Below are 25,721 nucleotides of genomic sequence, written 5' to 3' on the forward strand. Positions count from 1 at the left end.
TTAAAAGTGAACCTGAATACCGGCAAACGGCCCCGATGCATCAATATCAGTATTAATATCATCGACATCATCAAGTTCTAAAACCATAGAGCGGTAGCCCGCTTTAACCGCAACATCAACGGCTAGGTTATCAATAAATTCCCAAGCAATACCCATTTGGTAATCTTGTACTTTACTGTCATCTATGGCTAAAAAGCTGCCTTCAGCAAAAACACTTAAACCACTAAATGGTAAACCCGCTTCAAAACGTCCATATACTAACGGCACAACACCAGAGAACTCTTCGATTTCAGTAAAGTTAGCGCCACCTTGTTGTGATGTACCTGTTACAACAAGCTCACCATCAAACTGCTTAGCATTAAGACCTAAATCAATTGAGATTAAATCGTTATCAAAAATCTCGTAGTAAAAAATATAATCGATATGCGATAAGTCAGTCACTGAATTAACATCAGTGCCAACAATATAATCAGTACCGTTAAAACTAAATGTGTCTTCAAGCACTGTTGAACCGGTTAATTCAAGCTCAGTGTATTTTAACTTTAAATTTGGCACTAATGGCACTGGGTGCTCAAGCGCAGCGTAATAACTTACAAAGGTTTCATCTTCAAAGTTGAAGTTTTGCAGGGCATTATTGTTATCAGAAAAGCTACCGTCATTATCTGCTTTCCAACCATCAACCCCTACATATAAACCCAATACAGTGTCGGCTTGTGCTACAGGGGCTAAACATGCCATTGATAAGGCTGCTGCTATACAATACTTTTTCATTTTTTATCCTTGCGCTAATAATTCGCTAAGTTCAATTAGTGCCGCATTGGCTCTAGAAATATAATTTGCCATAACAAGTGAATGGTTGGCGACATAACCAAATCCATTACCGTTTAAAATCATTGGGCTCCATACCGTTTCTTGGGTTGCTTCAAGCTCGCGAATAATTTGTTGCAAGCTGACACGGGCGTTCTTTTTATCAAGCACATCGGCAAAATCATATTCAACCGCCTGTAAAAAGTGCAGTAAAGCCCAAGTGGCCCCACGTGACTCATAAAATACATCATCAATTTCCCACCATGATGTTTTTATTTGTTGTTGTAAAGGCGTATAGGTGGCCTGTGTATTTGAAGAGTTACCGGCGAGGTCAGTGTTAACCTTATCTTGACCCACGCTTGCACTTAAACGCTGACTTAAGCTGCCTAAACGCTTTTCAGCTTCTTTTAACCAACTGCGTAGGTTATCTGCACGAGAGTAAAATTGGCTATCGCGCTCATGCTGATTGGCTATTTGAGAACGATATACCATTAAATAATCAATTCCTTTTTGGTATTCACCCTCAGCACTTGGCCATGCCCATGCTTCAGAGCTGATATTAAATTGTGGCTGAGCTTTTTTGAGCGCTTCGTGTTCAGTTGATTGCGATTGTGAGCGGCTAAAATCTTTTCGCATAGACAACGCTAAATCACGCACCATTTCCAGCGCACCATACTCCCAGGCCGGCATATTGTCCATTATTACGCTCGGTGGTAGCACATCATTTGATAAGTAACCGCCTGATTTAGTTAAAAGCGTATCAGCTACAGTGATGAGTGTTGAAGTTGTTACATAACCTGTGACTAGTTTTTCACTGCGTTGCTGCGCTTGTTGCTTAGCATTTTGCACAACATCAAAACGTGAAGGCTCTATACTCCAGTACACTGCAATGGCGTAAAACACGACAAATAACAGTACCAGTGCCGTTATTATTTTTCCTTTATGCTGTGACATTTATCCTCCTAATGATGACTATGATCTTTCGATGCTTTTACCGGCTCTGCTTGTGAGGCTAACGAAACGACTTTTGCATTGGTAAATACTCGGTTCCCGTCTTCAAAATATAGCGTGAGTTTACGTTCTTGACCTACTTTTAACGGTTCTTGTGGTTCAAACACCATTAAATGATAGCTGCCTGGCTTAAAATCGAGTTGTTGGTGAGCTTTAATAAGCAATGATTCGACTTTTTGCATTTTCATCATACCGTCAGCGTGAACGTGCTCATGAATTTCAACACGCCCTAGGCCATCAATTGTCGCTTTAGTCAAGGTTGCTGGTACATTGCTGTGGTTTTTAATACTAAAGTAAGCCACACTGGCTTTGGTTGCCGGCAAAAACTCTCTTACTTGCGCATGTGTTACTTGTAGCTGCGCAACAACACTATCGTGTTCATGTCCTTCGTGCGCCATTAACGAAGACGAAAAAACACCCACCATTAATGCACTTGCTATCGAAATACATTGTTTAATCATCAGTAAAATCCTTGTTAAAACAAAAAAATATAGTTCAAATTTATCATAATTCCCCTATGTTAGGCAGCTAATTTAAGCTCAAGAGACGACTTTTTTGTTATCTGCGATTAACCAACACAGCCCTGCTACAAACAATAACGGCCAAGCAATCATCAATGATCCGAATAAAAAAGCTAAAATAGTACCAGCCAGTGCCACCATCGCCGCGCCAACTAACCCCATCGTCACTAAAGCAACAATCGCAATAACAACGATAATAGCAACTAATGCACCAATGAGCTCTATACCTGTCCAGCTAATATCTGAGATCCATAGCGGAAACTGCCACACATCAAAGTGAATAATTGAACCGCTATTAATTAAAAACAACGCAACAATAACTAGGCACACGGCGAATGTTTTCATGCTACTCTCCTTACACTGCTTTTTCTTCAAGGCAACAGTGAGCAATTAAATAACCTAGCGCCACTGCAAACGGAAAACTTAAAAATAATAAAACAGTCACTAAGCGAGTAGACCATACCGGAAAGTCTAGTCGGTAAGCTAACCCACTACAGACGCCTGATATTTTTTTGTTAAGCGTATTTTTGTACCAACGACGGTGTGTATTAAAACTATTCATAACAATCTCCTTAAGCTGTTTGTTTATTAGCAGTATTTAAACTTGCTTTTAAACTAGCCAGTTCTGCATCAATTTTTTCGTTTTTAACCAGTGACTCAATTTGCATAGCTGTATTGCTCGCAGTATCTGTGAGCTCATACGCTTCAACTTGCGACTCTACACTTTCAACGCGGCGCTCTATTTGCTCAAATCGTGATAAGGCAAAAGCCACTTTATCGCTTTGTAGTTGCGTATTTATTTTTGCCCTTGCTTCAACTACGTTTTCACGCTTTGTAAGTTGTGCTTGTTTTGCTTTTGCCTGCATCATTTTTTGTTGTAAGCGCTCGCAGTCTTCTGTGATTTTTACAATTGATTGCTGCAATGTTTCAAGCTGCGTTTGCAAGCACCCTATGCTTTGTTCAACTGTGTGTTTTTCGGCTAATGCTGATTTAGCTAAATCGTCACGATTTTTTGCCACAGCATGCTCAGCTTTTAATTGCCAATTTGCGAGCGCTTGCTGTTTGTTACTTATTTGACGTTTAATGCTCTTTTCTTCACATAAAAGTGCAGCTGCCGTACTACGACACTCATTAAGCGCTTCTTGCATTTCAGTAAGCATCAAATTGAGTAACTTTTCTGAGTCTTCTGCTTTATCAAGCATAGCTACGATATTTGCTTGAATGACGTCGTTTACGCGGTTAAATATGCCCATGTTATTCTCCTGATGATTTTTATTTATACATCAACAGGATTCCAAGAGTTATGCCAACAACTTAAAATGGTTTTATTTTCATTAAATATCATGTGGTTAAGTTATTTTAAGTAGGTAAATTAATGACTCACCACTGAATGAAATTAAGTCGAATTGGCTAATAAATTAAACTTTTGACCAAAATTTGGGATCAAAAAAAGCCACCTGAGGTGGCTTTTTTCTATACAGAGGATCTGTTATTCGGGTACGTAACTTAGTGCTTTATCCATAACACTCAAATCAGCTTGCTTGCCATGGCCATTTTCAGATAAATGGCGTCTAAAACCACGCGCACCGGGTTGTCCCTGAAAAATACCTAACATATGGCGAGCAACATGCCAAAAGTTAGCGCCTAAACGCATCTCTTCTTCAATGTAATCATACATAGAGCGCACAACATCATGACGTGTCTGAGTATTAGCAGCGTCACCATATATTTTTTCATCCACTTCATTTAGCATAAATGGATTGCTGTAAGCCTCTCGCCCAACCATCACTCCATCTATGTACTGTAAATGCTCAAGGCTTTGCTCAATGGTTTTAACACCGCCATTAATACTTAAATCAAGTTGTGGATAATCTTTTTTAAGCTGGTAAACGCGGGGGTAGTTAAGCTCAGGAACTTCGCGATTTTCTTTTGGACTCAATCCTTTTAGCCATGCCTTACGGGCATGAATAATAAAATCATCACAGCCTACTTTATGCGATGCTTCAATAAGCGCACATAAAAATTCATAGGAATCTTGCTCATCAATACCAATGCGCGTTTTTACCGTAACAGGAATACTGACTTCACTTTTCATTGCAGCAACACACTCTGCCACAAGCTCGGGCTCTGCCATTAAACAGGCACCAAAACGCCCATTTTGCACACGATCAGACGGACAACCTACGTTAAGGTTTATTTCATCATAACCGCGCTCACCTGCAAGCTTGGCACACTGTGCTAGCGCTTGCGGATCTGAGCCCCCCAGCTGCAGCGCTACTGGGCCTTCATGTTGATTAAAGTGCAAATAGTCACCACGGCCAAACAAAATAGCACCTGTGGTGATCATTTCAGTGTAGAGCACGGTGTGCTTTGTCATTTTACGATGAAACGTACGACAATGGCGATCAGTCCAATCGAGCATGGGGGCAACAGAAAAGCGTCGATTTAAAGTACGTTTATCCAAAATGTAGTCCTCAAAAATTTATAATTTAAGCACAGCTTAAAAGGCGCTGCATTTTACACAAAAGCCCCATGCGCAGCAATATTAAGCAAACACCTGCAAGCCAAAGTATTGTGCGATACCGTTTAAAATATTCGTTACTGCGACTGAGCTTAAAATTAACCCCATAATTCGACTAATAATACTTGCCCCACTATCACCTATTATTTTATGTACATGCGTAGCAAGTAATAACAAAATAAGTACCACCACTAAAACGGCCAGCATCATTGATGAGGTAATCATTTGTTCAACCCAGGTATATTCTTCATTACGCGTCATTAATACAGCACCTAACATAGCGCCTGGGCTTGCAATTGAGGGTATAGCCAGCGGAAAAATAGCGGTTTCAGTGCTATCGCGAACACTTTTAATTTCAGCTTCGGGTTTACTTTCACCAAACGTCATGGAGAGTGCAAAAATTAATAAGATCAACCCACCGGCTATTTGAAATGCCGATAGTGGAATCTCAATCACATTGAGTAATTGCTCACCGGCAACCACAAAAAACAACAGTACTAAAGCAGATACACCCACTGCTTTAAAAATCACTTTACGCTTAAACTTGTCGTCATCACCCCGAGTTACGGCGATAAAAACCGGAATTGTGCCGATTGGATCGATAACTGCAAAAAAGAAAATAAATATGGCTAATAGTTCATGCATTAATGAATACCTTTTCACAAAAGCGGTTAATAAAACGCTGCAACTACAATACAGTATGTTAGTATATCACGGCAAAGTAAGGATGAGAGAAGATGAATATAGAATCACTCGTAAGTAAAGCAAAACAAGTATGCGACAACCGTGGTGCGCGATTCACACCTATTCGCGAAAAGGTATTTCGTTTATTAGCAAGCGCTCAAGGTGGTGTGGGTGCATACGATTTGCTAGAGCAATTAAAAGTCACTGAAACAGGCGCAAAACCTGCGACAATTTATCGTGCTTTAGACTTTTTAGCAGAACTCGGTTTTATTCATAAAATTGAAAGCACTAACGCATTCATGTTGTGTCATCACTTTGATCATATTCATCCTGTTCAATTACTAATTTGCGATACATGTGGGTTTGTTAAAGAGCTGCATTCAACAGTAATTTCACATGAGCTCAATAACTTAGCAGCCGAAAGTGGCTTTGTAGTTTCTGGGCAAACCATAGAAGCACACGGTAAATGTGACGCTTGTCGAGCATAGCTGAGCGACTATAGCTATACTTTACGTATACCCTCTATCAGTACCAATTTAAGGATATATAATATGAATGTAGAGTTCATTAATCCCTTTTTATCTTCTTTGATGAATGTATTGAGCACCATGGCTCAAACTCAGTTAAAACCAGGTAAACCTCGCATTAAAACCGATGAAGTAGCCTGTGGTGATGTATCGGGATTAATTGGTATGGTCGGCCCCCAAACTCGCGGTTCATTTTCAATAACCTTCGACGAAAGTTTAGCGCTAACTATAATGGAACGTATGTTAGGTGAGCGACCTGACAGCGTAAATGAAGAAGTCACTGACATGGTCGGCGAAATAACCAATATGGTCACCGGTGGTGCTAAAAACCTATTAGGTGAAAAAGGCTATGACTTTGCCATGGCAACCCCCGTTGTTGTGTCTGGTAAAAACCATACTATTACGCATAAAAGTGACGGCAAAAAAATTATTATGCCATTTACCAGTGATGCAGGTAATGCAAACATTGAAGTGAGCTTCGATAAGCTATGAGCTGGTCGCAAACCACGATTACATTAAAACCTCGCTCGCGGGGCTTTCACTTAATTGATAACGACATACTGACTAAACTCCCACAGCTGAGCCAACTAAAAATAGGTTTATTACACTTATTTATTCAACACACCTCTGCCAGCTTAACCATTAATGAAAATGCCGATCCGACCGTGCGTATGGATATGGAAAGCCACTTCAATCAGTTTGTACCTGAGCGCCAGCCTTATTATCGTCATGACTATGAGGGCGATGATGATATGCCTGCTCATATTAAAACCAGCACTTTAGGTTGCGAGTTAACGATACCTATTAATGATGGTCAATTAGCGCTGGGGACTTGGCAAGGAATATATTTAGGCGAACATCGCGACCATGGCGGGGCTAGGCGTATTATTGCCACTTTGCAAGGCGAAACGTTTTAGAGCTAGGTTTTAGGTTTTATACCAATTCGCTTAATTAAGCGGTCTATTTTGAGGCAGGAAAAACGGGTTGATAGCTAGGCAAAAAATTCGCTATTTAGTTGTTCTAAATGAGAATTTTTTAACACAGATCGTTCGCACCCATTGAGCACTTCAAATCTAATAAAAATTATATAAATTAAATTTATAATGATTCACATGTGGATTATTGTTTGCTATTTGAGAATGAATATCTGGAAAGTAAATAAGATTGGAGCGGTACACGAGGCTCGAACTCGTGACCTCGACCTTGGCAAGGTCGCGCTCTACCAACTGAGCTAGTACCGCATTATATGAAGATTCTAGGTCCTAGGTTCTGTCAAAATTAAACCTTGTTCCTTTCGCCTTTCATCTTGAATCTTTATTTCTACTACAATTTCTTTTGGTGAGAAATTGGAGCGGCACACGAGGCTCGAACTCGTGACCTCGACCTTGGCAAGGTCGCGCTCTACCAACTGAGCTAGTGCCGCATTCAAAATAGTCAGTAATTCGTCCGTTAGTGCGCGACGGGTCGCGTCCTACATTCTGGCAACTGAGCTAGTGCCGCATTCAAAATAGTCAGTAATTTGTCCGTTAGTGCGCGACGGGTCGCGTCCTACATTCTGGCAACTGAGCTAGTGCCGCATTCAAAATAGTCAGTAATTTGTCCGTTGGTGCGCGACAGGTCGCGTCCTACATTCTGGCAACTGAGCTAGTGCCGCATTATATCAATTTTAACTTTTCATCTTGAACTACAATTTCTTTGGTGAGAAATTGGAGCGGCACACGAGGCTCGAACTCGTGACCTCGACCTTGGCAAGGTCGCGCTCTACCAACTGAGCTAGTGCCGCATATCTAGGTTATAGGTTCTATCAATATTAAACCTCGTCCCTTTAACCTTTCTTCTTGAATCTTTAACCTGCACTCAAACACACTAACCCCGCGGGGGTTATCGTCTTGAGCGGGGCAGGATTCTACAATAATTAGGGTGCTTTGCAAGTGTTTTTTATAAATTAAAAAACTTTTCTCGGTAAACCTTTAATTCCATAATCGAATCTTTAATGTCGTCTAACGCTAAATGTGACCCTTTTTTATTCACTTGAGCCAATACATCTGGTTTCCAACGACGAGCAAGTTCTTTAATGGTACTTACATCTAAATTACGGTAATGAAAAAAGTCTTCAAGCTCACGCATATACTTATTCATAAAACGACGATCTTGGCCAATCGAGTTACCACACATAGGTGAAGCACCCGCTGGTACCCATTGCTTTAAAAACGCGAGGGTTTGATCAACGGCATAAGCTTCATCGAAAGTACTTGCCTTACAACGCGCTGTAAGCCCTGATTTGCCATGCTGAGTTGTACACCACTCATCCATACCATCAAGTAGTTCATCACTTTGATGAATGGCAATGGTTGGGCCTTCGGCTAATATATTCAGATCAGCGTCAGTGACAACAGTTGCAATTTCAAGTATTTTGTCAGTCTCTGGTTCAAGTCCGGTCATTTCCAGATCGAGCCAAATTAAATTTGATTTATTAATAGTCATAATTACCTTAAACGGTGCTTTTCTTTAGATCCAACGCATTTCGATATATCATATTAGCATCAACCGTCGAGCTAAAGCTTTTTTTGGCAAACTCGGCATTTAACTCAGATTATAGGCCTCAAGTGGCAAAACAGAAAAAATTAAGTAAAGGCCAATCCCGTAGGATCAAGGCCAATCATCAAAAGCGTTTATCGAATGCCGATAAAAAACCGGCAAAAGTCGGCGCGCAAGAGTGGCATACAGATAATTTAGGTCAAGTGGAAAATGCGATTGTTATTAGCCGCTTTGGCCAACATGCCGACGTAGAAACCCAAAATGGCGATGTTCTTCGCTGTAATATTCGCCGTACCGTATCGAATTTAGTATGTGGCGATGAGGTATTATTTCGTCGTGCAAAAGTAAGTGAAGGCGATTTAGCGGGTGTTATTGAAGCAACTCAAGAACGTCGTTCACAGTTAACGCGCCCTGATTTTTATGATGGGGTTAAAGTGATTGCCGCTAACATTGATCAAATTTTAATGGTTTCAGCGGTACTGCCAGAGTTTACGCCAAGCATTATCGACCGCTATTTAATTGCCTGCGAAGACATGGGCATTGAGCCGATTTTAGTACTTAATAAAATTGATTTAATTGATGAAACTGGTTTAAACGAAATCCAACAAATACTCGATATTTACCGTAAACTTAATTACCAGGTGCTGCTAGTTAGTAATATAACCGGCGAAGGCATTAATGAATTAAAAGAAGTACTTGTAGAAAAAAACAATATTTTTGTTGGCCAAAGTGGTGTGGGTAAATCTACCTTAGTAAACACTGTGCTGCCGGATGCTGAAATTTTGACTAAAGAAGTGTCTGAAAACAGCGGTCTAGGCCAGCACACCACCACAGTATCGCGTCTGCATCATTTACCAAGTGGCGGTAACTTAATTGATTCACCGGGTATTCGTGAGTTTGGTTTATGGCATTTAGATGTTGAACGAGTCACTTGGTGCTTTAAAGAATTTAGAGAGTTTATAGGTGGATGCCGTTTTAGAGACTGTAAACACTTAAACGATCCAGGCTGTATAATTCAGCAAGCAGTCGCTGATGGCGATATCTCAAAGTTACGTTTTGAAAGCTATCACCGTATTTTAGAAACCATGGCCGATGGCCGTGCCGGCGCGCGTGCGCCTCGCGTATAATTAGGGAAAAACCTGTGAGTTTAGATAAATTTAAAATCGCCATGCAATATGCTATGCCAAAGCACTTTATTTCTCGTGTAGTAGGTAAGCTTGCAGCTGCAAAAGCGGGCGCATTAACCACAACATTAATTAAATTATTCATTAAACAATACAAAATAAATATGAGTGAGGCTAAATATTCTGATCCAGCTCATTATAAAACCTTTAATGAATTTTTTACCCGTCCTTTAAAAGACGGTGCTCGTCCCATGGTTGAAGATGACGATATTATTATTCACCCTGTTGACGGCGCAATCAGCCAGCTTGGCGATATTGTTGACGGTCAACTAATCCAAGCTAAAGGTCATGATTACAGCTTACAAGCGTTGCTAGGTGGCTCACAAGACGACACAACACCGTTTTTAGGCGGTAAATTTGCAACTATTTACTTGGCGCCAAAAGACTACCACCGTATTCATATGCCAATTGATGGCACGTTAAGCAAAATGATTTACGTACCGGGCGATTTATTTTCGGTAAATCCACTTACCGCGCAAAACGTACCGAATTTATTTGCCCGTAACGAGCGTGTAGTAGCAATTTTTGAAACTGAAATTGGCCCGCTTGCTATGGTCCTTGTAGGCGCAACAATTGTTGCTAGCATAGAAACTATTTGGGCTGGCACAGTCACTCCACCAGCTGGCAGTGATGTGTTTAGCTGGAACTACCCAACTAAAGGCGAAAACGCGATCACCCTTAAGAAGGGGGAAGAAATGGGCCGCTTTAAATTAGGCTCAACAGTTGTGCTTGCATGGGGTGCAGATAAAGCCGATATTTTTGATGATCAACGCCCTGAAACGGTAACCCGTTTAGGCACTGCGTTTGCAAAAATTGATGATTAATAAATAAATCAGTTGTCAGGCCGAAATTAAAAAGCACCGCGTTTATTGTAATGAACGCGGTGTTTTTTTGTAGACGTAGAGCTTGCTCAGGTTAAGCACTCTCTACACGCTAAATTTTTAGCCATCTTAAAATGCTGTTGCTTTAAGCTTAATGCGTCAAAGGTTATAAACACACTCCCCCCAAAATGACCTAACAACATATTAAGAGTTAGCTGTGCCTGCATAGAGCCAATTACACCAAGTAAGGGACTAATAACGCCCGCATTGTCGCAATTAACAACAGGGTTAGCATCATTTTGTGGAAATACGCAGCCATAGCAAGGGCTATCTGTTTGCCTAAAGTCAAAGCCCATTAATTGCCCTTGGGTTGCTAGCGCTGCTGCAGAAATTAGTGGTGTTTTGTTGTTTACGCAAAAACGATTGACGGTGTAACGAGTCGCAAAGTTATCAGAGCAATCAAGTACGATATCGGCGTTACTGAATAGTGCATCACTGTTAGCATCGCTCAACTTTTGCGAGTGAGTCACTATGTTTATTTGATTATTCAGGCTCGCAAGCACCTTCCCTGCTGCATTTACTTTTTGCTGCCCTAAGTGATTCACTTTATACAGTATTTGCCGCTGTAAATTAGAGAGTTCAACGGTATCGTCATCAATTAATATTAGTGTGCCGATACCAGCAGCTGCTAAATAAAGTAGCGCAGGACTTCCTAGTCCACCTGCACCTACCACAGCAACGGTTGCCGCTTTAAGTGTTAACTGCCCCTCAAGCCCCACCTCTTTTAATAATAAGTGGCGGCTATAACGTAGAGTTTCTTTGTCGCTGAGCTGCTGCGTTTGCATGTTAGCAGGCATTCTCATTTATCACCGATTTTAAGGTATTGATTGCCTCTACATAATCATCAGCCTCGGTAATAGCACGTACCACGGCTACACTGCCCACGCCAGTTTTAGCAACCTCTTGCGCCCTATTTAAATCAATTCCACCAATAGCCACAGTAGGATAACTTTGCATTAATGGCACAAATCGAGTTAGCTTTTCAAGCCCTTGAATTTGCCCTGCCATGTCTTTGGTGGTGGTAGGGTAAATCGCGCCAAAGGCCATGTAGCTTGGGCGGTAATTATGCGCCCGAAGCATTTCATAAAAGCCATGGGTAGAAAGCCCAAGTCGCAGGCCTGCTTCTTTTATAGCCGCTAAATTTGCGCTCTCTAAGTCTTCTTGTCCTAAATGCACACCATAGGCGCCATGTTTAATTGCCAGCTGCCAGTAATCGTTAATAAACACATGCGCACTGTATTGCTGACCCAAAGCGACCGCGCTTGCGACTAATTGTTCCAGCTCATCTTCGCTTTTATTTTTAACTCTTAACTGTGCTGTTTTAATACCATTTTGTAAGCATTTTTCTAACCACTCTACACTATCGACTACCGCATAAGCGCCAAGCGCTTTGCTTTCACACGCAGCAAAGTCAGCTGCCATATTAAAATCAAGCGGTACATCAAAATCTAGCTCATCACCCAACCAACTACCCGCTTCAATCACTTGAGGGTAATGCGCTAGGTCAGTCGGAAACGACGTTTGTGCAACCGGCCCTATCCCCTCGCCATAGCGAACTGATTGCTTTAAACCTTGGTTTATATAGGCTTTAGCTAAAATAAACGCATCTTTTAACGGATAGTCCTTTGCAAGGCATGCAGCAATAACGGACGCCATACTACAGCCAGTGCCATGATTGTGCGGAACCTGAATTTTTTCATTACCCAACCAGTACTCTTCATTACCTTGTGAGCAGTAATCAATACAGTAACCACTTGGGTAATCCCAATGTCCGCCTTTAATCACCACCGCTTTTGCGCCCCACGCCATCAGCTTACTCGCCGCTTCTTTAATCGCTGCAGGGCCAATTAAATACACACCCGTTAATAACTGGGTTTCGTGGGTATTTGGGGTTATTACATCCACCAGCGGTAGTAAACATTCTTTTATCGCGCTTACGGTGTCTTCTTCTGTTAGTAAGTCACCGCTTGAGGCAATAGCAACAGGGTCATACACAATAACCGGCGGGGTTGGCCATTTGGTTTTGTAGTGGCTTATGTGCTCACTGATCAACTGAATTTGCTGCACATTAGCAAGCATGCCAATTTTTATCACTTTGGCTTTCATGTCTTTTTCAAGTGCAAGCAACTGGGACTCAATAATATCGGTAGACACTGCATTAATAGCCTCTACACCTAAGCTATTTTGAGCGGTAAGCGCGGTGATCGCAGTACAAGCATGCACACCAAAACTTTGCATTGCCTTGATATCGGCTTGAATGCCCGCACCGCCGCCAGAATCAGAGCCAGCAATTGTCCACACTACGTTTGTCATATTTTTATTTCCTTACTGCTGATGCCAAAATGGCATACCCATTGTTGGGGTTGAGGGGGTTGCAACGTCTTTTTCGGGCATTGCTTTGGCATTGTATGCAAAACGCCCTGCCTCTACCGCAGCTTTAAATGCACGGCTCATAGTCACTGGGCAACCCGCCCCTGCAATGGCTGAATTTAATAATACCGCATCATACCCTAATTCAAGTGCTTGGCAGGCATGCGATGGTAAACCTAACCCGGCATCAACAATTAATGTTGTGTTAGGCAGGCGTTCTCTAATGGTTTTTAAATTATAACTATTTAACAACCCTTTACCGGTGCCAATAGGCGCGCCCCACGGCATTAGCACCTCACAGCCTAATCCATTCAAGCGCTGACACAGCACTAAATCATCAGTGCAATAAGGCAGTACTTTAAACCCATCATCAATCAATATTTTTGTGGCTTCAAGTAATGCAAATGGATCGGGTTGTAAATTATAGTCATCGCCTATTAATTCAAGTTTTATCCAATCGGTAGCAAATACTTCTCGGCACATTTTAGCTAGGTTAATAGCCTCTTTGACGCTGTGGCATCCGGCAGTATTAGGCAGTATTTTTAAACCGGTGTTTTTAATTAATTGCCAAAAATCATTCCCTGCCGCCGCGTTTTGTTGTCGCCTAAGTGACACGGTGACTATCTCAGCACCTGAGGCTTTAATTGATTGCGTCATTATATCTGGTGACGGATATAACGCAGATCCAATTAACAAGCGACTATTGATTGGCTCACCATAAATTGTTAAACAGTCTTTGCTTTGCATAGCACTATCCACCTTGGATAGGTGACAATAACTCAATACTGTCACCTTCATTTATAACAACGTGGCTATGGCGACTCTGAGGAATAAACTCTCCATTTACAGCCACGGCATAAGGCGCCATTGCGCCCACGTTTTTTACTATTTCCAGCAGCGCATGGCTAGTCACATTTAAAAGCTCACCATTAATTGTAATGTTCATTTAATACTCACTCTATTTGCGATAGTGCTTGTGCTACAAGCGCGGGTGCCAACATATAGCCGTGGCGATACAAGCCATTAATACTGATAACCTTATTCGTTTTTTTTACCTGTGGGCGATTATCGCTAAACGCTGGGCGTAAGCCTGTTTGAATATTTAATAATCGCGCTTCGGCAAAACCACTGTGAACAGTGTAGGCCGCCGATAATAGTTCAAGGGTTGAGCGCACAGTTGCAGGACCTGTATCTTGCGATTCGATCTCCGTTGCCCCTATGACATATTCATGATTAGGTTTAGGTGCAATATAAATAGGGTAACGCGGATGCATTAACCGCACAGGCCGCGTTAAGTTAACCTCGGGTGCATAGAGTCTTGCAACTTCCCCGCGCACGCCTCGAAGTGGCTGATCTTGTTTGGCTCCAAGCCCTCTGCAATCAATAATGTAATCAAACTCTCGATTATTCACTTTATTATCAAAGATGCTGGCGCGTTGATTAAACACAAACTTTACTTTGCGCTTATTTAGCAATCTAAAGCTGGCTTTATAAAAAGCTTGGTTATCTATTTGCGCTTCACTGGGTAAAAATAGCCCTTGATTAAAACGCCCTGTAAGCTCAGGTTCTAAATCCGCTATTTGCTGCGCATTAACCGCTTTGGCACTAAAATTTAGTAACGGCTTTATTCGCTGAGAAAAACTTTGTAAGTCGCCTTTATCTTGCGTATGAGCAACCACCAAGGTGCCCTGCTGTTGAAAGAACACCTCACTGTTTAACTCATCTAAAATAGCAGGCCAGCGAGCAATAGAATCTACTCCCAATAGCGCTAAATCATGTTCACACATAACCGATTCAGCTAGCGGTGCCAGCATAGCCGCCGCCACTTTACCCGCACTATTTTGGGTATGCTCATCATCAGCTTCAAATACAGTAATACGGTGCTGCTTACTTAATTCAAGCGCCGCCAACCGCCCCGCTAAACCAAAACCCAGCACAGCAATGTCATAAAACATAAACACTCCTACATTTAGCTGCGAGCTGCGGGTCTCTGGCTTCGAGCAACAAGATGTTAAGATAAACATTTCGCTACTCGATGCTCGCAACTCGCAACTCGCAACCTATTTTATATTGCTTTATGGTAAATCTCTGAGCCTGTTTGCTTAAACTCTTCAGATTTAGCTTTCATCTCGGCCTCTACATCAACCATTTTGATTTCAATGGCATCACCCACGTTATTAGGATCAATACCGCGCGCTTCTAGATCTTTGGCGTAGTCGCGTACTTCTTGGGTTATTTTCATCGAACAAAATTTAGGGCCACACATGGAGCAAAAGTGGGCTACTTTTCCTGATTCTTGCGGCAGTGTTTCATCATGATATTCACGAGCGCGAACAGGGTCTAAACCAATGTTGAATTGGTCGTGCCATCTAAATTCAAAGCGTGCTTTTGATAAAGCATTGTCTCGCTCTTGTGCACCGGGGTGACCTTTGGCTAAATCGGCGGCATGAGCGGCAATTTTATAGGTGATAAGGCCTTCTTTAACGTCTTCTTTATTTGGCAAACCTAAATGTTCTTTCGGTGTTACATAACACAGCATGGCACAGCCATACCAAGCTATTTGCGCAGCCCCAATCCCTGAGGTTATATGGTCGTATCCCGGTGCAATATCTGTGGTGAGTGGGCCTAAGGTATAAAAGGGCGCTTCGTCACAATGTTTAAGTTGCTCTTCCATATTGGCTTTGATCATATGCATAGGCACATGCCCAGGGCCTTCTATGAACACTTGTACATCATGCTTCCAAGCTATTTTAGTCAGTTCGCCTAAGGTACGAAGCTCACTAAATTGCGCTTCATCGTTAGCATCAGCAATAGAGCCTGGGCGAAGGCCATCGCCTAGTGAGAAACACACATCGTATTGTTTTAAAATTTCACAAATATCTTCAAAGTGCGTGTATAAAAAGTTCTCTTTATGGTGCGCTAAACACCATTTGGCCATAATAGAGCCACCGCGCGATACAATGCCTGTTACGCGTTTTGCTGTCATTGGCACATAACGTAGCAGCACACCAGCATGAATGGTAAAGTAATCAACGCCTTGCTCTGCTTGTTCAATTAGGGTGTCGCGAAATATTTCCCACGTTAAGTCTTCAGCTACGCCATTTACTTTTTCAAGGGCCTGATAAATGGGTACAGTACCAATAGGGACTGGCGAATTACGCACTAGCCATTCACGGGTTTCGTGAATGTAACGCCCTGTTGATAAATCCATTACGGTGTCGGCACCCCAGCGGGTTGACCACACCATTTTTTCAACTTCTTCTTCTATAGATGAACCCACTGATGAATTACCAATATTGGCGTTAACTTTAACTAAAAAGTTACGACCAACAATCATAGGCTCGGTTTCTGGGTGATTAATATTGTTAGGTAAAATAGCGCGTCCACGAGCAATTTCATCACGCACAAATTCAGGAGTAATAAACTCAGGGATACTCGCGCCAAACGATTCCCCTTTATGCTGCGCAGCTAGTAACTCTTCACGTATTTGCGCGCGCCCCATGTTTTCACGTATCGCTACATATTCCATTTCTGGGGTGACTACCCCTTGGCGGGCATAATGCATTTGGGTGACATTTTTACCTGCTTTTGCACGGCGAATTTTTGGTAAATGTTCAAAGCGAATATGATCTAGCCCATCATCAGCCATACGCTGCTGTGCAAACTGTGAGGTTACCGACTCGAGTACTTCGGTATCATTACGGCTCTCAATCCATTGTTCACGGTACTTATTAAGTCCCTTACGTACATCTAATTTAAACTCAGGATCGGTATACGGGCCTGATGTATCGTAAACACGCAGTGGTGCATTTGACTCATACACTGGGTTTTGTTCATCACCACCAATAAAAGTATCGCTCAATGTGATTTCACGCATACCCACACGTACATTTTCTTGCGTGCCTTCAACATACACTTTATGAGAACTTGGGAATGGTTGCCCTGTAAGGTTATAAATATAATCTGATGCGGCCGCACGAGTTTCACGGCGAGTAGCTTTATTTGTTGTATTTGACATGACTTACCTCATTGCTAAAGGGTTGTCTTGTCAGATATTCCGCTGAGGAATAGAGAAAGATCGTAAAGTAGCTTTATGCGACTTTGCGGCCTAAGACGGATGTTGCTTTTTTGTGCGCATAAAAAAAGACGCACAAGCGTCCTAGTTAGGCAGCTTGTTCCCTACGCAGGTATTAACCTGATCAGGTTCACGGATCCCGCTTTCGCGATCTCAGCCTAAATAAAACTTAGGCACTCCGACAAGTATTTGAATTGTTCGTTGATTTGATAATGTTTTGATCAAATCTGCGATGAGTGTACGTCAGTTGAAAATTCCCTGCAAGGGGCTGTTTTTCAAAACTCAAAAATTATTTTGGGATAAACACAAATTTTTGTTCAGCTTGCATCACCAATTTTTGGTCTTGCAGGTTAAGCACTGCACCTTGCTGCAGAGCTTGTAAAAACTGTTGTTCAAACTCATCCAGTTCAGGGCCACATGATTTACGTGTCATACCTAATTTGCTTACGCTCAAGCTGCTATCTTCAAGTGAGCCTTCACCAAAAAACTTATTACATCCGGCAAAGCCGTTTATTTGTAGCGCTTCTATAAAGCTCATTGATGCTTTAAAAGATGCGGGAATGGCCAAACCATCAACCTTTGATAATTGCCATTGTGTATATTTTAGCTGCTCAGTGGTAACTGTCCCTGTTGATGCGCAACCAACACATAAACCGATTACAAGCATCGGTATTGCTGCTAATTTCATGTTACTACTAACTTATTGTCTAATTAATGTAATAGTATCAATATTTGTCAGGTTTATCCGTTAAAAATGCATGTTTTAAATGTAAATTTTTGTTCTAAGCTAGTTTAAAAGCAGTGCTATTTGGAATTATGCAATTGCTTGGAATAAGTTATCTATCTGTGGTGGTAAAAATGGACGACCTTTCTCGTTAACCGACGTGCCTATTACTAAGGCATTGAGCATCACTTTTTCGTCTAATTTGCGAACTACCGTTTGTTTAAACGCAAATTTAAGGCGACTAATGCGTACAGGCTCTACTGCTACATAAAATTCATCCGCTGGCTTTAAAGACTGCTTGTAATCCATTTCACTGCGAAGTACCACTAAGTTAATTTTATCTTTGGCAAGTTGTGCAAAATCAACACCCTGTGCGTATAAAAACTCATGACGAGCGTGCTCCAGATAATTAAAATAAACACTATTATTTACAATACCTTGTAGGTCACACTCGTAGTCACGCACTTTAAAGTCTACTTTAAAGGTCATATTAGTAATCCAAATTATTTAACGTATAATTGCCGCGTTTATAGCACAAGTGTTGAAATAATTGCTACCATACAAGTCCCTAAAATGGAGTTAAGTAACCTAATGAATTTACGTTTGTCTTTAATTACAGCCACGTTATTACCATTATTCGGTGCCCCAATCTACGCCAATGCAGATGACACCGACCTAGAGAAAATCATTGTTACTGGTGACTTTCAAAAAGAAAGCATTCAAACGTTAAGTGCCAGCGCAAGTTTATTTTCTGAAGATGAAGTAAATCTCAGAGGGGCTACTTATTTAGATGAAATGCTAGCAAGCGCTGCAAATGTGAATTTTGCTTCAGGCGCCTCGCGCGGACGTTATATTCAAATTAGAGGGGTGGGACTTCGTTCACAATTCGTCGACCCAATTAACCCATCTGTCGGTTTAGTGATTGACGGTATAAATTATTCTGGCCTTGGTGGCAGCTCATTATTATTTGATATTGACCAAGTAGAAATTTACCGTGGTCCACAAGGTACACGTTTTGGCGCCGATGGCATGGCGGGTATGATTCAAATGCAATCAGCTAATGCAACCAGCGATCCTAGTTTAAAATTACATTTAGGTGCTGGCACTTATAACAGCCATGAAGCAGGCGTTGCTGCTAGCACAGGTTTAACCGATGATACCAGTGCACGCGTTAGCTACTTTCGCAGAAAATCTGACGGTTACGTAAACAACCTCTATTTAAATGATGAAACACAAAACCAAGATGAACAAGTTGCCCGCTTTAAATTAAATAGCCAACTCACAGCTCATTTAAATTCAGAGCTAAACCTGCACTATATCGATGTCAATAACGGTTATGATGCATTTACCCTTGATAATTCTCGCAACAGTCTTGCTGATCAACCGGGCGAAGATAACCAACAAAGCTATGCTGTTGGCCTTAATAATACTTACACCGGTTTTGACGCCTTTGATGTCAGCTTAAACCTTTCAGCCATTGATACTGAGCTTTTTTATAGTTTTGATGAAGACTGGGTATGTAACGATACAAGTAAGCCGCAATTATGTGCTTCCGGTCTGCACCCAGATGGTTATAGCTCAACAGATATTTATAGCCGCGATCGTGATGATCAAGCGCTCGATCTGCAGTTTAATGGCAAAACAGGTAATTGGGTGGCGGGTATTTACTATCAAAACCGCGATGTTGACCTTGAGCGTCAATATACATGGTTAGCCAATCCATTTGCCTCAACCTATGAAACCAATAACATGGCAGCTTATGGCCAATTAGCCACAGCAATAGGCCCAAAAACTACGCTTATTACCGGTTTACGTGTTGAGCAATATCAAGGTGATTACACCGATAGTAACGGTTTTATTGAAGAAACTGACGATATTATGCTCGGTGGTAAAATTGCACTTGAATACCAAGTTATTGACCGTACCATGATTTATACCAGTATCACGCGCGGTTACAAAGCTGGTGGTATTAATTCAGAAGCGCTAGCAAAAGCAAAAGATGAAGGTTTAAGCTTAGATGCTGATTTTTTCAAACAGCATACCAGCTTTGATCCAGAGTACTTGTGGAGTGGTGAGTTTGGCGTTAAAGGTTCATCGCTAGATGACAAGTTTACCCTGCGCTTAGCGGCGTTTTATATGCACCGCGATAATATTCAATTAAAGTCGTGGCAAGTATCAGAACAACAATTTACCGGTTATGTCGCCAATGCCAGCTCTGGCAGTAACTATGGCCTTGAAATTGAAGGCAGCTATCAACTAACACCAAACTTATTTATTACCGGAAGTGCCGGATACTTAGACACTAAAATTAATGACTTTGTTACTAAATCTGGTTTAAATCAAGACGGTCGTGAGCAAGCACAAGCGCCTAAATATCAATATGCATTTAGTGCACGCTACAATGTTACTGATGAGTTATATGCTATGTTAGGTGTTGAAGGTAAAGATGATTATTACTTCTCCGATAGCCATAATGCACAAGCTCCAAACACAAACTTAGTGAATGTAAGCCTTGGTTACGAAGCCGATATGTGGGCTGTACGCGCATGGGCACGTAATGTGTTTGATGAAACCGTTCCAACTCGCGGTTTTGAATTTGGCAACAACCCATTAGATGGTTACGCAACCCAAACTTACACACAATTAGGCGAGCCTCGCGTAGCCGGTGTTACGTTTACGCTTAATTTGTAATACTGCGAACAGTTGTCAGTTCGAGAATAAAAAACACCGCGTTTAATGCAAACGCGGTGTTTTTTATCTGATAGCTGACCGCTTTAAGCTATTCGCTGCTTTAAGCTCTTGCCACATCAAACGCAATCACCTCTTTTATTTTTTGCTTATTGGTTGCTAGCATCACTAATCTATCAATTCCCAATGCAACCCCCGCACATTGCTCTAAACCATGCTCTAATGCGGCAATTAAACGCGTATCCATAGGTACTTGTTTTAAGCCACTAGCAGCGCGGTAGGCGTTATCTTGGTTAAACCTTTTTGCTTGCTCTTTGGCATTGGTGAGTTCATTAAAGCCGTTGGCTAACTCCATATTTTTATAATAAAGCTCAAAGCGCCCTGCAACTCGCTGATCGTGCCCACAGATTTGTGCAAGCGCCGCTTGCGATGCGGGAAAGTGATACACAAAACAGGGGATGTCTTGACCAATAGTCGGTTCTACTTTCATACAAAATAATAATTGCAGTAAGGTATCTTTATGAGTCTCGTTTTTAGCAATATCAGCAAAGCCATGTTCGCATGCGAGTTGTTGTAACTGCGTGATAGAGGCGGTTAATGGATCAAGCCCTAGCGTGCGTTCAAATGCGTGTTGGTAGGTAATCCGCTCTGCAGGCGCAACCTCAAGAATAAGCTGCATCAACTCATCTATTTCATCCATTAAAGCAAATTCGTCAAACCCAGGACGATACCATTCGAGCATTGTAAATTCAGGGTTGTGATGACTGCCCGCTTCTTCATTTCTAAATGCCTTACAAAGCTGGAAAATAGCGCCTGAGCCGGCCGCTAACAAGCGTTTCATCGCAAACTCTGGAGATGTTTGCAAAAACAGGGGAAGCCCACCAGCATGACCTGGGCCCACAAATGTAGTATCAAAGCTGGCTAAATGCACATCGGTTACACTGGCAGCACTTAAACTTGGTGTTTCGACTTCCATTACATTACGAGCATAAAAGAATTCACGAATGCTGCGCATAATCGCTGCTCGTTGCTTGAGTGTATCTATGCTGGCACTCGGCGCCCAAAGATCTGCTGACATATTTTCTCCAAAAAAAATCCCAGCTTAAGCCGGGATTTAATTAATAAGGCGTGTTACAGCTTACTTAACACGGCTTACGTATTCACCATTACGAGTGTCTACTTTAATTACTTCGCCAATTTGTACGAATAATGGAACACGTACTACAGCACCTGTGCTAAGCGTTGCTGGTTTACCACCGGTGCCTGCTGTATCACCTTTAAGGCCAGGGTCGGTTTCAGTGATCTCAAGCTCAACAAAGTTTGGTGGAGTTACAGCAATTGGGCTGCCGTTCCATAATGTAATAGTACATACATCGTTTTCAACTAACCATTTGCCAGCATCGCCCAGTGCTTTTTCATCAGCAGCGATTTGTTCAAATGTTTCGTTGTTCATGAAATGCCAAAATTCACCGTCTGTGTATAGATACGCTAAATCGGTATCCATTACATCAGCACCTTCAACCGATTCACCCGATTTAAAGGTTTTTTCAAGTACCTTGCCAGAGATAAGCTTACGGATACGAACACGGTTAAACGCTTGGCCTTTACCCGGTTTTACCATTTCATTTTCTAAGATACTGCAAGGTTCGCCGTCCATCATAATTTTTAGGCCGCCCTTGAACTCGTTGGTGCTATAATTCGCCATCGTTTCCTCTATTTATATTTTTCGAGTAATCTACGTGCCAATGATACAAAGAAATGAAGCAAATTTGCATAAAAACTGGCAAAAAGAATTAGCAAATGTAGTTACCTGCCCAAAAGTGTTGCTAGAAATGGTTGGTTTATCGAGCCAAGTCCATGAAAACGACATAAAAGCTCGTAGCTTGTTCCCTGTTCGTGTGCCATTGCCTTTTATAAAAAAAATTCGTCACGGCGATGCAAATGACCCTTTATTGCTGCAAGTTATGCCCCGCCATCAAGAGTTTTTAACTAAATCGGGGTTTAATAAAGACCCGTTACTTGAGCAAGATAACAATCAACCGGGTCTGTTACATAAATATAAATCGCGTGTTTTAGTCATGTTTAAAACCGGTTGTGCTGTAAATTGCCGCTACTGCTTTAGACGCCATTTTCCTTATCAAGAAAACCAACTGAATAAACGTAGTCTTATTGATGCATTGAGCTATATAAAATCGGATAAAAATATTAACGAAGTGATTTTAAGTGGTGGCGATCCACTAATGGCCAAAGACGATGCTATTAGCTGGTTTTTAGATGAGCTTGAGCAAATACCACAAATTAAACGCATGCGCATACACAGCCGCTTGCCTGTGGTTATTCCTGCACGTATTACTGAACAATTATGTGAAAGATTAGCAAAGTCACCATTAAAAGTTATATTCGTTAATCATATTAACCATGCAAACGAAATAGATAATGACTTTAAAAACGCCATGAACATGCTCAAAAAAGCAGATGTGCTACTGTTAAACCAGGCGGTTATTTTAAAAGATGTGAACGATACAGTTGATGCGCAAATAAACTTAAGTGAAGCGTTATTTGATGCGGACGTACTGCCTTATTATTTACACTTACTGGATAAGGTAGAAGGCGCAAGTCATTTTGATATTGACGAACAACAAGCAATAAAAATTCAGGCCGAGCTACTAAAAGCCCTGCCTGGATTTTTGGTGCCTAAACTAGTTCGGGAAATAGGAGGTCAAAAAAGTAAAACCCCTATCGACCTCAAATTAGTTTAAACATAAACGTTTACATTATTCCCAAGTGTTGCAGTGACCGACTTAGCCGGTGTTTGCGCACTTGAAGATTGTGTAGCACCTTCAATAAGTGCCAGTGCAGCGGCACCATCAGCTTGCTGTTGCTTTTTAGATAAAGCAGCAGTTAATACTTCTGCGCCTTGGCCTGCACCAGGCATTGTAGGTAGATTTCCACCTGATATATTCATAACTCACACCTGACTTTTAACTGTAATACACGTATTATAGTCGTTGAATTGGTAAATTACTTTACCAACCCACTTAAGTATTTATCGGCAACATTGCACTAAGCTTTAGGAAAACCATGGATTCTATAATTGAACAACTCAACGCCAACTTAAAAATTGTTTACCGTCAGGCACTTGACGCTGACAAAAAACTCGATGAGTTACAACAGCAAGGTCACGGAAAATTTAAAGCCTTATTTGCCGAGGACGCTGGATTTAGTTTCGAAGCTAAACGTTTTAAGCCTTACGTGTTAGACGTTGCCGCTGATGTAGAAAGCTTATCGAGCGACGGTTTGGATGAAGAAAAACTAAAACAAGCGGTTATTAAACTACAAAATTTACTAACGCTGTTAGCGACCTTTAAATAAAAATTAGCGACTTACTTGCAAAGCATCTACCAAAGTAGATGCTTTGCATTATTAGCTAGATACGCGGTAAAATTTGCTCACCAAACCACTCTGTTAATAAGCGTTTTTCATAGTAAAATGCTTCGTCTCGACCCATTTTAATTTTATCCATAAAGCCCATATCTTTTAAGCTCACGTTGTCTTCTTGTGCGACAACACCACTTTCATTACTAAGCACATAGTTAAATTCAATCCGTGGAAAGTGAATGGGTTTAACCACCCGAATTTCGTTAACACCGCCATAGCGCACGTCACCAGCTAAATCTAAATCGGTTACTTCAATTTTTAAACTATAATTTTTAGGAAGCTGCTCGCTGAGCTTTGCAAAGTGCTCATTAATATTTTTGGCAATTTGCTTATGGTATGAGCCTTTAGTTTGGTTTGATGGGCGTACATCGCGATAATCATTAAAGTCATGCCATTTAACTTGTGCCTCACCCGCGCAAACAACACTCGGTAGTGCAATAAATATCAACATTGCTATTTTTTTAACTGAGTTCATACGTTTCTCCAACGAGTATGCTGATCATTATAATCAACTAAATATTTTACAAATTGCTATACCTTACTTTAGCAATTACATATGAACTATAACTTAATCTTTCTACTGCGGTGTTATTAAAATTGCACAAAATGTAATCAAAAGTACAGCTTGCGATGTTACGATTGCAAAACAAACAAAATAATACATGTAAAAGCTCAGTATTTATGGTGAAATTAACTTAATTGAACAGAGGTTTCCAAGGAGCATTCATGGCAATTTTAGTAACCGGTGGCGCAGGCTATATTGGCTCACACACCGTTTTAGAACTTTTACAGCAAGGCAGCGACGTTATCGTGATTGATAACTTAAGTAACTCCTCTGAAGAGTCACTTGAAAGAGTGAAAAAAATAACTGACAAAGCAATTACTTTTTATCAAGGTGATATTTTAGATAAACCCTTTTTAGACTCGGTATTTGCCAAGCATACCATTGAAAGTGTGATTCATTTTGCTGGCCTAAAAGCCGTGGGAGAATCGGTCGTAAAACCCATTGAGTATTATCAAAATAATGTACAAGGTACACTAACACTGGTTGATGCTATGCGTGATGCAGGTGTATTCAAACTGGTATTTAGCTCATCCGCCACTGTATACGGCGACCCAGCAAGCTTACCAATACGCGAAGACTTCCCCGTTGGCGGTACAACCAATCCATATGGTACGTCTAAACTAATGGTTGAAATGATGTTGCAAGATATCGCTAAATCAGATGAGCGCTTCGCGTTTGCTATTTTGCGCTACTTTAATCCTGTCGGTGCACATGAGTCAGGTTTGATTGGTGAAGACCCTAATGGTATTCCTAATAATTTATTGCCTTTCATTTCACAAGTTGCGGTTGGCAAATTAAAGCAACTTGCTGTATTTGGCGACGATTATGATACGGTTGATGGTACTGGCGTTCGTGATTACATTCACGTTGTAGATTTAGCCCTAGGGCATTTAAAAGCACTTGATAAAATAGCCGCAGAAACCGGTGCGCTTGTTTATAACCTTGGTACCGGTAACGGCTATTCAGTATTACAAATGGTCAATGCGTTTATTAAGGCTAGCGACCAAGCAATCCCTTATGCGGTGTCACCTCGTCGCCCAGGTGATATTGCAGCCTGTTATGCTGCGCCAGAAAAAGCCCTTAGTGAACTAGGTTGGCAAGCTGAGCGTGGTATTGATGTCATGATGCAAGATACTTGGCGCTGGCAATCAAATAATCCAAATGGATATAAGTCATAAAGGCTTCTT

The 25,721-nt window shown here is 41.4% G+C and carries 30 protein-coding genes, 3 tRNA genes and 1 riboswitch; of the genes, 9 read left to right on the top strand and 24 right to left on the bottom strand.

The window, feature by feature from the left end:
• The 8 genes from ND6B_RS01790 to ND6B_RS01755 form a co-directional block, all read right to left on the bottom strand.
• Complete coding sequence (locus ND6B_RS01790) at window positions 1–771, bottom strand: TIGR04219 family outer membrane beta-barrel protein (RefSeq protein WP_033104266.1); 771 nt, start codon at window positions 769–771, stop codon at window positions 1–3.
• Between the two features lie 3 nt (window positions 772–774).
• On the bottom strand, window positions 775–1,761 hold the full coding sequence (locus ND6B_RS01785; protein WP_013463973.1) for a DUF2333 family protein: 987 nt from the start codon (window positions 1,759–1,761) through the stop codon (window positions 775–777).
• 8 nt (window positions 1,762–1,769) lie between these two features.
• The gene (locus ND6B_RS01780) at window positions 1,770–2,279 is read right to left on the bottom strand and encodes a copper chaperone PCu(A)C (RefSeq protein ID WP_024601351.1); all 510 of its coding nucleotides are present in this window, start codon (window positions 2,277–2,279) and stop codon (window positions 1,770–1,772) included.
• A gap of 78 nt (window positions 2,280–2,357) precedes the next feature.
• Window positions 2,358–2,684, bottom strand: a complete 327-nt coding sequence (locus ND6B_RS01775; RefSeq protein WP_016900286.1) for a hypothetical protein — start codon at window positions 2,682–2,684, stop codon at window positions 2,358–2,360.
• 10 nt (window positions 2,685–2,694) lie between these two features.
• Window positions 2,695–2,901: a PspC domain-containing protein gene (locus tag ND6B_RS01770; protein ID WP_013463970.1), complete on the bottom strand. Its 207-nt coding sequence runs from the start codon at window positions 2,899–2,901 to the stop codon at window positions 2,695–2,697.
• 10 nt (window positions 2,902–2,911) lie between these two features.
• Window positions 2,912–3,592: a PspA/IM30 family protein gene (locus tag ND6B_RS01765; protein WP_033104267.1), complete on the bottom strand. Its 681-nt coding sequence runs from the start codon at window positions 3,590–3,592 to the stop codon at window positions 2,912–2,914.
• A 236-nt stretch (window positions 3,593–3,828) separates the two neighbouring features.
• Complete coding sequence (gene dusA, locus ND6B_RS01760) at window positions 3,829–4,761, bottom strand: tRNA dihydrouridine(20/20a) synthase DusA (protein ID WP_013463968.1); 933 nt, start codon at window positions 4,759–4,761, stop codon at window positions 3,829–3,831.
• 123 nt (window positions 4,762–4,884) lie between these two features.
• Window positions 4,885–5,505, bottom strand: a complete 621-nt coding sequence (locus ND6B_RS01755; protein WP_008115498.1) for a MarC family protein — start codon at window positions 5,503–5,505, stop codon at window positions 4,885–4,887.
• Window positions 5,506–5,597: 92 nt separating this feature from the next.
• Between ND6B_RS01755 and ND6B_RS01750 the strand changes: the two genes are divergently transcribed.
• From ND6B_RS01750 to ND6B_RS01740, 3 genes are all read left to right on the top strand, one after another.
• A complete protein-coding gene (locus tag ND6B_RS01750; RefSeq protein ID WP_013463967.1) occupies window positions 5,598–6,032 on the top strand; it encodes a transcriptional repressor in 435 nt (144 codons plus the stop codon).
• Between the two features lie 63 nt (window positions 6,033–6,095).
• Entirely contained in the window at window positions 6,096–6,563 is a 468-nt protein-coding gene (locus ND6B_RS01745) for a chemotaxis protein CheX (protein WP_033104268.1), read from the top strand.
• Complete coding sequence (locus ND6B_RS01740; RefSeq protein WP_024601659.1) at window positions 6,560–6,988, top strand: secondary thiamine-phosphate synthase enzyme YjbQ; 429 nt, start codon at window positions 6,560–6,562, stop codon at window positions 6,986–6,988. The genes ND6B_RS01745 and ND6B_RS01740 overlap by 4 nt, the downstream gene beginning before the upstream one ends.
• Before the next feature lie 248 nt (window positions 6,989–7,236).
• On the opposite strand, the gene ND6B_RS01735 is transcribed toward ND6B_RS01740, so the two are convergent.
• From ND6B_RS01735 to orn, 4 genes are all read right to left on the bottom strand, one after another.
• Window positions 7,237–7,312, bottom strand: a tRNA-Gly gene (locus ND6B_RS01735).
• A gap of 106 nt (window positions 7,313–7,418) precedes the next feature.
• A tRNA-Gly gene (locus ND6B_RS01730) sits at window positions 7,419–7,494 on the bottom strand.
• 284 nt (window positions 7,495–7,778) lie between these two features.
• Window positions 7,779–7,854: transfer RNA gene (locus tag ND6B_RS01725), tRNA-Gly, on the bottom strand.
• A gap of 155 nt (window positions 7,855–8,009) precedes the next feature.
• Window positions 8,010–8,555: an oligoribonuclease gene (gene orn, locus ND6B_RS01720; RefSeq protein ID WP_028834530.1), complete on the bottom strand. Its 546-nt coding sequence runs from the start codon at window positions 8,553–8,555 to the stop codon at window positions 8,010–8,012.
• 122 nt (window positions 8,556–8,677) lie between these two features.
• Between orn and rsgA the strand changes: the two genes are divergently transcribed.
• Together rsgA and asd are read left to right on the top strand one after the other, a co-directional pair.
• Window positions 8,678–9,736 (top strand): small ribosomal subunit biogenesis GTPase RsgA, encoded by a 1,059-nt coding sequence (gene rsgA / locus ND6B_RS01715; protein WP_033104325.1) that lies wholly within the window; start codon window positions 8,678–8,680, stop codon window positions 9,734–9,736.
• 14 nt (window positions 9,737–9,750) lie between these two features.
• Window positions 9,751–10,617, top strand: coding sequence for an archaetidylserine decarboxylase (asd, locus tag ND6B_RS01710; protein ID WP_033104269.1), 867 nt, complete (start codon window positions 9,751–9,753; stop codon window positions 10,615–10,617).
• Window positions 10,618–10,703: 86 nt separating this feature from the next.
• On the opposite strand, the gene ND6B_RS01705 is transcribed toward asd, so the two are convergent.
• The 8 genes from ND6B_RS01705 to ND6B_RS01670 form a co-directional block, all read right to left on the bottom strand.
• On the bottom strand, window positions 10,704–11,477 hold the full coding sequence (locus tag ND6B_RS01705; RefSeq protein ID WP_033104270.1) for a HesA/MoeB/ThiF family protein: 774 nt from the start codon (window positions 11,475–11,477) through the stop codon (window positions 10,704–10,706).
• The gene (thiE, locus tag ND6B_RS01700; RefSeq protein ID WP_033104271.1) at window positions 11,461–12,987 is read right to left on the bottom strand and encodes a thiamine phosphate synthase; all 1,527 of its coding nucleotides are present in this window, start codon (window positions 12,985–12,987) and stop codon (window positions 11,461–11,463) included. The genes ND6B_RS01705 and thiE overlap by 17 nt, the downstream gene beginning before the upstream one ends.
• Window positions 12,988–12,999: 12 nt before the next feature.
• A complete protein-coding gene (locus tag ND6B_RS01695; RefSeq protein ID WP_013463960.1) occupies window positions 13,000–13,791 on the bottom strand; it encodes a thiazole synthase in 792 nt (263 codons plus the stop codon).
• 4 nt (window positions 13,792–13,795) lie between these two features.
• The gene (gene thiS, locus ND6B_RS01690) at window positions 13,796–13,990 is read right to left on the bottom strand and encodes a sulfur carrier protein ThiS (protein WP_033104272.1); all 195 of its coding nucleotides are present in this window, start codon (window positions 13,988–13,990) and stop codon (window positions 13,796–13,798) included.
• Window positions 13,991–13,997: 7 nt separating this feature from the next.
• Window positions 13,998–14,999 (bottom strand): FAD-dependent oxidoreductase, encoded by a 1,002-nt coding sequence (locus ND6B_RS01685; protein WP_033104273.1) that lies wholly within the window; start codon window positions 14,997–14,999, stop codon window positions 13,998–14,000.
• A gap of 110 nt (window positions 15,000–15,109) precedes the next feature.
• Entirely contained in the window at window positions 15,110–17,062 is a 1,953-nt protein-coding gene (gene thiC, locus ND6B_RS01680; protein ID WP_033104274.1) for a phosphomethylpyrimidine synthase ThiC, read from the bottom strand.
• Window positions 17,063–17,203: 141 nt separating this feature from the next.
• A riboswitch (TPP riboswitch) is annotated at window positions 17,204–17,310 on the bottom strand.
• 98 nt (window positions 17,311–17,408) lie between these two features.
• Window positions 17,409–17,807: an META domain-containing protein gene (locus ND6B_RS01675; RefSeq protein WP_035112592.1), complete on the bottom strand. Its 399-nt coding sequence runs from the start codon at window positions 17,805–17,807 to the stop codon at window positions 17,409–17,411.
• 126 nt (window positions 17,808–17,933) lie between these two features.
• Complete coding sequence (locus tag ND6B_RS01670) at window positions 17,934–18,332, bottom strand: acyl-CoA thioesterase (protein WP_008465083.1); 399 nt, start codon at window positions 18,330–18,332, stop codon at window positions 17,934–17,936.
• A gap of 102 nt (window positions 18,333–18,434) precedes the next feature.
• On the opposite strand from ND6B_RS01670, the gene ND6B_RS01665 reads away from it, so the two are divergent.
• Window positions 18,435–20,534, top strand: coding sequence for a TonB-dependent receptor (locus ND6B_RS01665; protein ID WP_016900292.1), 2,100 nt, complete (start codon window positions 18,435–18,437; stop codon window positions 20,532–20,534).
• Window positions 20,535–20,634: 100 nt separating this feature from the next.
• Here the strand turns inward: ND6B_RS01665 and epmA are convergent, their stop codons facing one another.
• Window positions 20,635–21,609, bottom strand: a complete 975-nt coding sequence (gene epmA, locus ND6B_RS01660; protein WP_016900293.1) for an elongation factor P--(R)-beta-lysine ligase — start codon at window positions 21,607–21,609, stop codon at window positions 20,635–20,637.
• 60 nt (window positions 21,610–21,669) lie between these two features.
• Window positions 21,670–22,236, bottom strand: a complete 567-nt coding sequence (gene efp / locus ND6B_RS01655; protein WP_010390517.1) for an elongation factor P — start codon at window positions 22,234–22,236, stop codon at window positions 21,670–21,672.
• Between the two features lie 40 nt (window positions 22,237–22,276).
• Here efp and epmB point away from each other — a divergent pair, with 40 nt between their 5' ends.
• Window positions 22,277–23,290 carry an EF-P beta-lysylation protein EpmB gene (epmB, locus tag ND6B_RS01650; protein ID WP_033104326.1) on the top strand — a complete coding sequence of 338 codons (1,014 nt, stop codon included), beginning with the start codon at window positions 22,277–22,279 and terminating at the stop codon, window positions 23,288–23,290.
• Here the strand turns inward: epmB and ND6B_RS01645 are convergent.
• Entirely contained in the window at window positions 23,287–23,496 is a 210-nt protein-coding gene (locus ND6B_RS01645) for a hypothetical protein (RefSeq protein ID WP_024601670.1), read from the bottom strand. The genes epmB and ND6B_RS01645 overlap by 4 nt on opposite strands.
• Before the next feature lie 116 nt (window positions 23,497–23,612).
• Here ND6B_RS01645 and ND6B_RS01640 point away from each other — a divergent pair, with 116 nt between their 5' ends.
• The gene (locus tag ND6B_RS01640) at window positions 23,613–23,903 is read left to right on the top strand and encodes a hypothetical protein (RefSeq protein ID WP_010390514.1); all 291 of its coding nucleotides are present in this window, start codon (window positions 23,613–23,615) and stop codon (window positions 23,901–23,903) included.
• 55 nt (window positions 23,904–23,958) lie between these two features.
• Here the strand turns inward: ND6B_RS01640 and ND6B_RS01635 are convergent, their stop codons facing one another.
• Complete coding sequence (locus tag ND6B_RS01635) at window positions 23,959–24,444, bottom strand: DUF3016 domain-containing protein (RefSeq protein WP_033104276.1); 486 nt, start codon at window positions 24,442–24,444, stop codon at window positions 23,959–23,961.
• Between the two features lie 251 nt (window positions 24,445–24,695).
• Between ND6B_RS01635 and galE the strand changes: the two genes are divergently transcribed.
• Window positions 24,696–25,712 (top strand): UDP-glucose 4-epimerase GalE, encoded by a 1,017-nt coding sequence (gene galE, locus ND6B_RS01630; RefSeq protein WP_013463948.1) that lies wholly within the window; start codon window positions 24,696–24,698, stop codon window positions 25,710–25,712.
• Window positions 25,713–25,721: the final 9 nt, after the last annotated feature.

This window comes from Pseudoalteromonas sp. ND6B (assembly GCF_000764215.1).
GTDB classification, from domain to species: Bacteria; Pseudomonadota; Gammaproteobacteria; order Enterobacterales; family Alteromonadaceae; genus Pseudoalteromonas; species Pseudoalteromonas tetraodonis.

Coding starts and splice junctions, on each gene's coding strand:
- ND6B_RS01745 (WP_033104268.1), top strand. CDS start 6,096: ATGAATGTAGAGTTCATTAATCCCTTTTTATCTTCTTTGATGAATGTA.
- ND6B_RS01635 (WP_033104276.1), bottom strand. CDS start 24,444: ATGAACTCAGTTAAAAAAATAGCAATGTTGATATTTATTGCACTACCG.
- ND6B_RS01665 (WP_016900292.1), top strand. CDS start 18,435: ATGAATTTACGTTTGTCTTTAATTACAGCCACGTTATTACCATTATTC.
- ND6B_RS01695 (WP_013463960.1), bottom strand. CDS start 13,791: ATGCAAAGCAAAGACTGTTTAACAATTTATGGTGAGCCAATCAATAGT.
- ND6B_RS01705 (WP_033104270.1), bottom strand. CDS start 11,477: ATGAGAATGCCTGCTAACATGCAAACGCAGCAGCTCAGCGACAAAGAA.
- epmB (WP_033104326.1), top strand. CDS start 22,277: ATGATACAAAGAAATGAAGCAAATTTGCATAAAAACTGGCAAAAAGAA.
- dusA (WP_013463968.1), bottom strand. CDS start 4,761: ATGCTCGATTGGACTGATCGCCATTGTCGTACGTTTCATCGTAAAATG.
- ND6B_RS01685 (WP_033104273.1), bottom strand. CDS start 14,999: ATGTTTTATGACATTGCTGTGCTGGGTTTTGGTTTAGCGGGGCGGTTG.
- ND6B_RS01740 (WP_024601659.1), top strand. CDS start 6,560: ATGAGCTGGTCGCAAACCACGATTACATTAAAACCTCGCTCGCGGGGC.
- galE (WP_013463948.1), top strand. CDS start 24,696: ATGGCAATTTTAGTAACCGGTGGCGCAGGCTATATTGGCTCACACACC.
- ND6B_RS01770 (WP_013463970.1), bottom strand. CDS start 2,901: ATGAATAGTTTTAATACACACCGTCGTTGGTACAAAAATACGCTTAAC.
- ND6B_RS01780 (WP_024601351.1), bottom strand. CDS start 2,279: ATGATTAAACAATGTATTTCGATAGCAAGTGCATTAATGGTGGGTGTT.
- efp (WP_010390517.1), bottom strand. CDS start 22,236: ATGGCGAATTATAGCACCAACGAGTTCAAGGGCGGCCTAAAAATTATG.
- thiE (WP_033104271.1), bottom strand. CDS start 12,987: ATGACAAACGTAGTGTGGACAATTGCTGGCTCTGATTCTGGCGGCGGT.
- ND6B_RS01675 (WP_035112592.1), bottom strand. CDS start 17,807: ATGAAATTAGCAGCAATACCGATGCTTGTAATCGGTTTATGTGTTGGT.
- ND6B_RS01750 (WP_013463967.1), top strand. CDS start 5,598: ATGAATATAGAATCACTCGTAAGTAAAGCAAAACAAGTATGCGACAAC.
- ND6B_RS01645 (WP_024601670.1), bottom strand. CDS start 23,496: ATGAATATATCAGGTGGAAATCTACCTACAATGCCTGGTGCAGGCCAA.
- ND6B_RS01790 (WP_033104266.1), bottom strand. CDS start 771: ATGAAAAAGTATTGTATAGCAGCAGCCTTATCAATGGCATGTTTAGCC.
- ND6B_RS01640 (WP_010390514.1), top strand. CDS start 23,613: ATGGATTCTATAATTGAACAACTCAACGCCAACTTAAAAATTGTTTAC.
- ND6B_RS01765 (WP_033104267.1), bottom strand. CDS start 3,592: ATGGGCATATTTAACCGCGTAAACGACGTCATTCAAGCAAATATCGTA.
- epmA (WP_016900293.1), bottom strand. CDS start 21,609: ATGTCAGCAGATCTTTGGGCGCCGAGTGCCAGCATAGATACACTCAAG.
- thiC (WP_033104274.1), bottom strand. CDS start 17,062: ATGTCAAATACAACAAATAAAGCTACTCGCCGTGAAACTCGTGCGGCC.
- ND6B_RS01785 (WP_013463973.1), bottom strand. CDS start 1,761: ATGTCACAGCATAAAGGAAAAATAATAACGGCACTGGTACTGTTATTT.
- ND6B_RS01775 (WP_016900286.1), bottom strand. CDS start 2,684: ATGAAAACATTCGCCGTGTGCCTAGTTATTGTTGCGTTGTTTTTAATT.
- ND6B_RS01670 (WP_008465083.1), bottom strand. CDS start 18,332: ATGACCTTTAAAGTAGACTTTAAAGTGCGTGACTACGAGTGTGACCTA.
- thiS (WP_033104272.1), bottom strand. CDS start 13,990: ATGAACATTACAATTAATGGTGAGCTTTTAAATGTGACTAGCCATGCG.
- orn (WP_028834530.1), bottom strand. CDS start 8,555: ATGACTATTAATAAATCAAATTTAATTTGGCTCGATCTGGAAATGACC.
- ND6B_RS01755 (WP_008115498.1), bottom strand. CDS start 5,505: ATGCATGAACTATTAGCCATATTTATTTTCTTTTTTGCAGTTATCGAT.